General features: G+C 45.3%; 5 protein-coding genes and 1 pseudogene. 3 read left to right on the forward strand and 3 right to left on the reverse strand.

All coding sequences use genetic code 11. The features are described 5' to 3' along the window. Positions 1 to 210 (reverse strand): hypothetical protein (locus tag ACESM0_RS11765; protein WP_372906404.1); only part of this gene is annotated, 210 nt, incomplete at its 3' end. A 99-nt stretch (positions 211 to 309) separates the two neighbouring features. Then, positions 310 to 1,527 carry a ScyD/ScyE family protein gene (locus ACESM0_RS11770; protein ID WP_372906405.1) on the reverse strand — a complete coding sequence of 406 codons (1,218 nt, stop codon included), beginning with the start codon at positions 1,525 to 1,527 and terminating at the stop codon, positions 310 to 312. Positions 1,528 to 1,648: 121 nt separating this feature from the next. On the opposite strand from ACESM0_RS11770, the gene ACESM0_RS11775 reads away from it, so the two are divergent. After that, positions 1,649 to 3,814, forward strand: a complete 2,166-nt coding sequence (locus tag ACESM0_RS11775) for a tetratricopeptide repeat protein (protein ID WP_372906406.1) — start codon at positions 1,649 to 1,651, stop codon at positions 3,812 to 3,814. A 6-nt stretch (positions 3,815 to 3,820) separates the two neighbouring features. Here the strand turns inward: ACESM0_RS11775 and ACESM0_RS11780 are convergent, their stop codons facing one another. Next, complete coding sequence (locus ACESM0_RS11780; protein WP_372906407.1) at positions 3,821 to 5,200, reverse strand: FAD-binding oxidoreductase; 1,380 nt, start codon at positions 5,198 to 5,200, stop codon at positions 3,821 to 3,823. 181 nt (positions 5,201 to 5,381) lie between these two features. Here ACESM0_RS11780 and ACESM0_RS11785 point away from each other — a divergent pair, with 181 nt between their 5' ends. Beyond that, positions 5,382 to 5,774, forward strand: a complete 393-nt coding sequence (locus tag ACESM0_RS11785; RefSeq protein WP_372906408.1) for a DUF3224 domain-containing protein — start codon at positions 5,382 to 5,384, stop codon at positions 5,772 to 5,774. Positions 5,775 to 5,886: 112 nt separating this feature from the next. Further along, positions 5,887 to 7,251 (forward strand): annotated as a pseudogene (locus ACESM0_RS11790) (restriction endonuclease subunit M); the annotation flags it as partial.

Here is a 7,251-nt window from a genome sequence, read left to right on the forward strand (position 1 = left end):
GGTAAATGTGAAGGTGGTCCATCCGGCACTCACCTCATTTGTACTCATATCAAACAGATGACGATTGGTTTCATGGTCGTGAAGTGCCATTATTTCAATAGTGTTTGAGTTTTGATCTTCATTGGTAGCGTTGAATGTTTCGGGGTTCGAAGTCAGGAGCAGAGTGAGTGCCAAGCCAAACAGAACGGTAAATTTGAACATGAAATCCATAATAGCAGCAGTTTTTTGGAGGTTTAAACGGGTGGTTAACTCAATAAAAAAGGATGGAATCCTGTTTTCTAAACCAGGATATCCATCCCCATAATTTTATCAGTTAGAGCTAATTTGCCTCACAGTTGGTGCGAAAACATTGTCAAGCAGCCAGAGATTATTCCACTTGTCGAATGTGATGGCCCCGGGAAGGAACAGAGTTCCATCTCCACCTTCTATGATTTCACAGGAATCTGTATCCACATCACATTTTTTGACTGTCCCGCCGTCAAGGGATATGGCGGGGTCTACTGCCGCCAGAAAACCGTTCTTTTCAAACTCCACAACATAGAGATATCCATCCGGGCCAAATTCTATATCAATCACGGAATTTAATCCGGTTACTACTTTCTCGCACTTGTCAGAGGGGCACTCAACATTCCGCGAATCGGCTTCTACGCGCCATACGCTTGCCAATCCATTTGGTGTGGCTTCTCCTGCAAAGTTTGCGGGATGCGCTCCATTCAGTTCACCTACATAGTAGGCTCCATCAGGACCGACCGAAACAGCTGTAGGTACAGGCTCTACATAGCAGGGTGTTCCATCTTCGAGTGAAAATTGAGCAATAGGTACTCCTGAATCTTCTACCGGCCCAAAAGTTGCAACAACCTCGACCTTTCCGTTTGTTTTAGCATAAAGCAGGGAGTTCCCGGCTGCATCAGCAATCAGTACCTCGCTTCCCGAAAGCGCGGTTAAGTGATAGGGATTGGTTTGAGGTCCGGGTGTGTAGCCACCGCCCGGTTCGCAGTTGAAGCTTTTCCAGGAGGGTGACTGCCCCGCCTCACCACCGTCAGCCCAGCTTCCCAGTGTAAAACTTTCTATGTCTCCAACCACGCGGGTATTGCCACGGGTTGCTCGAAAAAGTGCAGCCCCCAGGGCAAGATCGAGTCCGGATCTGACAGCGAAGAAGTTCCCACTCCCAATCGGTTCCAGCCCGTTAATAAATGTGGATTCAGTTTCCCCACCCGCGCCGGGCCCTTGAATCAGCGGCAATGTGGTTATTTCGCGGACGCCATTTCTGTGAATCTCCTTAATAGTTTCAAAGTCTGCTGCCAGTATTGCACCGTTTGGGAGGGCCGCAATGTCGAACATCGGTCCGACAAAGCTGTATTCCTTTTTTGGGTTCGGTTTAGCAGACTCAAGATTTTCAAATTCCGCTACCGCAATTTCCTGATCAATTAAAGAACCGGGATCTTCGCTACAGGAAGAGAACATAAAGATAAGTGCTAACGCCGCTATAAACGGCTTCAATGAGTTTATATATAGTTTTTTATTCATTTTCATTCTGCTCTTGTTTGGTTTATAATTTTGGTGGGTAGAAACATACAATACCGCTCTTTGCTTCTTCCGTTTTTAATCTTAGATTCCCATCTAAGGGCATAAAAATGAACCTGAGAGGATGGTAACGTTAAAATTATTAGGCAGAGCTGAGTTACGGGGCAATGACGGAGAGCTGGATCACTCCTTTTTGGCAGGACCGAAAAGATTAGGTCTGCTGGGCTACCTGGTTTTAAATAGGAAAGGTGGATTCAAGCGAAGAGATAAAATTCTCCCCTTTTTATGGCCCGATAAAGGTCAGAAAAGTGCCCGGAATGCTCTGAGTAATATGCTATATCATATTCGAAAAACTCTCGGAAGTGATTTTGTACTGACCCGGGGAACAGAAGAGCTGGCAATCAATCCTGATATTTTAGAATGTGACGCACTAGATTTTCGCGAGGCTGTTCTTAACAAAGAGTGGCGTGAGGTTGCCGAACTCTACAAAGGTAAAATTCTGGATGGATTACACATTCCGAACGCATCTCCTGAATTTGAACAGTGGCTGGACCGAGAGCGCGATATCTACCAGAAAGACTATATGAATGCTCTTTGGGAACTTGCAAACGCGGCCGAAGAGAGTCAGCAGTTTGATTCAGCCATCAACTGGCTGGAGATACTCAATCAGGAGGATCCTTATAATAGTGAAGCTGTAAAAAATCTGCTTAGACTACTTCACACTACCGGTAAACGATCTCAAGTGAAACGGGTAGCCGAGAATCATGCCCGTTTGATGGGCGAGGAATTCGGGGAAGTTTTCGAAGACCTATTAGAGGAGCTCAACAAGTCGGTTAAAAAGAGTTCGGGGCAATCATTACCCGATCCAAAATTAGATCCGGGAAAAAATACTGACTCTCGCTCAATAGCGGTGCTTCCCTTTGAAGAGATTGGAAGCAGCACAGAAGTGTCCGATTTCGCGAATGGTTTACATCACGATCTATTAACCCGTCTGGCAGGTGTTGGAGACTTGAAGGTCATTTCGAGAACTTCTGTACTGCGATATAGAAATACAAAGTTGTCGATCAGACAGATTGCCAACGAGCTGGGTGTCAACTTTATCGTTGAGGGCGCAGTCCAGCAGTCAGCAAGTCAATTGAGGCTGCATGTTCAGCTTATTGATACGAAAAGTGACCAGCATCATACAGCCATTACGTACGACAGGAAGTTATCAGAAGAGACCATTTTTGATATACAATCGGATCTGGCGATCAGCATAACCAACCGCTTAAAAGCTGAACTGACTCCAAATGAGGAAAAACAGGTCATTAATCAACCGACACAAAACGTTGAAGCCTATTTCCTATACAATCAGGGGCGCTCATATTTAAATAAAAGAACGGAGCGAAGCCTGAATGCAGCATTGCAAAGTTTTCAAAACTCTCTGAAGCATGATAATAAGTACGCGCAGGCATGGGCAGGATTAGCGGAGACTTTAATTTTGGCAAAATGGTACAACTATCAAGTTCCCCAACTCGAAGTAGATGCAATGGAAGCGTCTGTAAAAGCACTCTCGCTTAACCCGGAGTTGGCAGAAGCGCATTTAACAATGGGTATTTTATATACAAGGCGTTTAAACGGTTCTGATGCGAAAAGAGAATTGGAAAAAGCCGTCAGTTTACAACCCAGTTTTGCTGAAGCCTACAGCTGGCTGGGTTGGCTGCTGGCCATTACGGGTCAGTTGGGGGAAGCTATTCCGGCATCGGAAAAGTCGGTAAAACTCGATCCCTACTCCACCTATACGAGAGCCTATCTAAGTGTGATCTATTTATCTGCCGGCAGGTTTCAAGAAGCGCTTAAAGAAGCCAGGGCTGCAATCTCTATTGAGCCCGAATATGGTATAGGATATTATCTGGAAGGATTGATACTCTATCATCTTCAAAAAATTGATGAGGCTGAGTTCGCTCTCACGGAGTCTTTAAAATTACTAAATCCGAAGGGGGCACTTTCAGAACAGGACATTGAAATGATTATGGCTTTAAATGCCATACAAAAAAATGAAGCAGAAAAACTTGAGTCAATTCAGAAAAAGCTAATCAAATATAATAAGCACGCACTGTTGGGTGTGTTGTATGCAAGTATGGGTAAAACTGACGATGCTTTTGCACAGTTTGAAATGGTGCCTGTTTGGAAAGCATTCACCGCTGCCATGATACGGTATTTCTATCCGAATGAGTTGAAGGATGTAAGAGCGGATGCACGTTATAAATCGATTCTGGAAAAAGTGAACCGGAGCTGGAATCTGGAATAGGCCTGATTAACTCTCAGGTTTAATATTGTGATTGTGGTTGAATAAATTCTCAGGATCGTACTTCTGTTTGATCTGTTTCAGTTTTTGATAATTTGATCCAAAAGCACTTTCTATCCTGTTTTGTTCATCATGGCCTAGCAGGTTGACATAAACTCCTCCATTGGCAAAGGTTTTCATATCGTTGAAAAAGTCTTTTGCCCATTTCATGGTTTTTTGATCAAGATCGGTACCTGACCACCCGGGAAAAATGTGGAGTCCATAGGCTGCATTTCGGTGAGGAAATGCAGTAGCCTCTTTATTAACGCGATTGACAGCTCCGCCCATTGGTTCCAGATAAGCTGAGCTGAATGGGCCGGGAATATCTGATAAGTACGTCAAAAGCGTGTTTATCGCTTGATCCGGGAGCGAATCCAAATAGTGCGCTTTTGAATACCATCGATTCCCTTTTGCCATGCCGTCATCAAACATCGTTTGTGCTTGCGTGTAAGGCATCGGTTGAACTGCTTTTAAAATAGGATCGCCGAAGTTAAGCAACGGCTGAAGCTCCTCCTCAGTCTCCTCTTTTGATCCGAAGTGTGCCAGGATCAGAAACAGAGCCGTTTTACCGTGATACTTTTCAGGAAAAACCTCTACCGGCGGCACATTGAGAAAGAATGCGTAACAGGTCAGATTATCGGAGGCTTTTTCCATAAAATCACGGTAAAACTTCAAACCATCTCCGGCATTTTTAAACGGATGAACAATTTGGCCGGCCATGATTTCCTCCGGTATTTCATGCAGTCGATATTCGAACGATGTAACAATCCCGAAATTCCCGCTTCCTCCGCGAAGTGCCCAGAACAGGTCACTGTTCTCATTTTCAGAGACAACTACTTTTTCCCCGGAGGAGAGTACAACTTCAGCAGAGATCAAGTTGTCGACCGCAAGCCCGGCTTTGCGAGCCAGGTATCCGCTGCCGCCTCCCAGTGTATATCCCGCAATGCCAACCGTGGATACCGTTCCGCCGGTGGTTGCCAGGTTATATTTTGCGGTTTCCCTGTCAACATCTACCCATCTGTTACCGGCTTCAGCCATAACAGTTTTCTTATCAGGATTTACGTTAATTTTTTTCATCCCGGAGAGATCGATTACCAGACCGTTGTCAATAATAGAGTGACCGGCATAATCATGTCCGCCGCTTTTCACGGAAAATGGCAGCGAATACTCTTTTACAAAATGAAGTGTATGTACAACACCATCAGCGCTTTTGCAGGCAACGATGGCTTGGGGGTTTTTGTCAAAATATCCGTTCCACCCCTGTCTATACTCATCGTAATGTTTGTCGGTGGGTTGTATAACTGTTCCCTGAATCTGTTGTTGAAGTCTGTCGAACGGTGGATGTGCCATTGATTCCCTCTTATTTTAAATAAAGATTGAATTTTAAATAACAGATTTAAAGGATAAAATCCACAACAGAGTCTTTTGATCTTCTTCCAAATCAGTCTGTTATTGGGTATAATCGAATGGATGGAAGAGGGAGAAATTCACACAAATCAGAAATTTAAATCGGAAACAAACCTACAGGACCATGAAAATCAGCGGAAGTTTTGACGTAAAATTAAATCCCATAGATGGTTACGTAAAAGGGGGACACGGTGTTCAGCTCAACCGGATGTCTTTAGACAAAACATTTCACGGCAAACTGGATGCCACCAGCAAGGGTGAGATGCTGAGCGCAATGACTCCGATGAAGGGATCGGCAGGATATGTGGCGATTGAACAGGTCACCGGCAGTTTATCGGGTAAAACAGGTAGCTTTGTGTTGCAACATTTCGGAACGATGGAGAGAGGTGCCGAGAGACTCATCCTGGAGGTTGTGCCCGACTCGGGCACCGGAGAACTACAGGGGTTGTCTGGCAGCATGACCATTAATACCGAGGATGGAAAGCATGAATATGTATTTGAGTATGAGGTGAAGTAGCGGGAGTTGCTTGGCTTTCGGATTGCAGATCATATATTTTTTCTTTCCCCTCAGGCTTGCTTTCCCTATAATCCTATTGGATTTAAGCGAATATCTATAAAAACTATGTTATATGGCTTTATTTCAGAGCGCGGTACTGAAGAAGTATTTGTCGGGGGTTGATGAAAAAAAGGTGGATGACGCCTGGGAGGCTTTTACCGCTCACTTTCACAATGCAGAGATACAGGAAAATATTCGTGAGGCAAAAGAGGAATCCTATCAGGAAGGATTTCTCGACGATATGTTTGTAAAGGTGTTGGGTTACACCAAAAATCCCACTCCGAATTATAACCTGGTGGTAGAGCAAAAGAATCTCACCGATTCCAAAAAGGCAGACGGTGCACTGCTGGATGGCGATGAAGTTCGCGGTGTGATCGAGCTGAAGGGCACCGAAACCACCGATCTCGGAAAAGTGGAGAGCCAGGCGTTCGGGTATAAGAACAAACAGCCCAATGCGCTCTACGTGGTCATCTCCAACTTCGAGAAGCTGCGGTTTTATATTGATAACGCGGTGGACTTCCTCGAGTTCAATCTCTTCACGCTAAACAAAGAGGAATTCAAGGTGCTGTGGCTGTGCCTTGGGTATTCCAATTTTGCGAAGGGGCAGCCGAAGAAGATCAAAGACGCCTCCCTCACCGAAGAGGAGAACGTCACCAAAAAGCTGTATAAGGACTATTCGGCATTTAAGAGCGATATTTTTGAGAGCGTAAAAGCTCACAACCCGGAATACGACAATCTGCTGCTCTTCAAGAAAACGCAGAAGCTGCTGGATCGTTTTCTGTTCATCTTTTTTGCCGAAGACCGGAATCTACTCCCGCCCAACTCTATTCGAAAAATTATACAGCAGTGGCAGCAGTTGAAGGAGCTGGACGAGTATCGTCCGCTCTATGAGCGCTTTGTAAAATATTTTGGCTACCTGAATGAAGGCCGGAATATGCCCGGAAAAGATGAAATATTTGCCTATAACGGTGGGCTATTTGCGGAAGATGAGATTTTAGACAACCTGACCATCAGCGACGAGCTGCTCTACAAACATACGCTGAAGCTGAGCACCTACGATTTTGTGTCGGAAGTGGACGTAAACATCCTCGGGCATATTTTTGAGCATTCGCTGAACGAGATCGAGGAAATTACCGCTGAGCTGGAAGGGCAGGAAGTTGACACCTCCAAAACCCGCCGCAAAAAAGACGGGGTGTTTTATACGCCCAAATACATCACCAAGTACATTGTAGAAAACACCGTCGGGAAACTGTGCGAGGAGCAAAAAGCTGAACTGGACATTGTGGACGAAGAGTACCGCCCGAACCGCCAGAAGAAAACCAAGAAAGAGCTGCTCGACAAGCTGGAGCAATACCGAGCGTGGCTGCTGGACCTCACCATTTGCGACCCGGCTTGCGGAAGCGGGGCGTTTCTGAACCAGGCGCTGGAGTTTTTGATT

It is taken from the genome of Rhodohalobacter sp. (assembly GCF_041686455.1).
GTDB lineage: Bacteria > Bacteroidota > Rhodothermia > Balneolales > Balneolaceae > Rhodohalobacter.